Source organism: Arsukibacterium sp. MJ3 (genome assembly GCF_000987765.1).
Classification (GTDB): domain Bacteria; phylum Pseudomonadota; class Gammaproteobacteria; order Enterobacterales; family Alteromonadaceae; genus Alishewanella.
Window position 1 is genome coordinate 1 of record NZ_LAHP01000183.1, and the last position, 433, is coordinate 433.

1 pseudogene is annotated in these 433 nt (G+C 46.0%); it reads right to left on the reverse strand.

Annotated elements, in window-relative coordinates:
* Nucleotides 1-248 (reverse strand): annotated as a pseudogene (locus VT06_RS17405) (phosphoglycerate dehydrogenase); the annotation flags it as partial.
* Nucleotides 249-433 lie beyond the last annotated feature (185 nt).

Here is a 433-nt window from a genome sequence, read left to right on the forward strand (position 1 = left end):
AAGCAGCCAATGGCATTCAGTTTATCGGCGCGGGCGAGCACTTTGCGGCTCAGCTGTGTGCGCGAACGAATGCCCACAAAATGATAATCAGCAATCATGTTTGCCAATTCATCTTCGTTGAATGCCGTGGTATGGCTATCAATTTGCGTGTAGCCATGCTGAGCAAAGCACTCTGCTGCGCTTGGGTGCACTCCCTCTAGTAAGAGGATTTTAATCTTGTTTTTCGCGAGCGAGAGTACCGGCGACATCTGAAATTCCTTGTGCTTGCTGCTTAAAATTACGAGTTAATCTTATTTTCTGTGGTTGCTAACTGCTTAATGCTTCTAACTGCTTAATGTTTCTAACTGCTTAGTGTTTCTAACTGCTCGCCATCACTCAGTAGGGCAATATTTGCACCACGGGCAGCGAATAAACCATTGGTAACTACACCGGT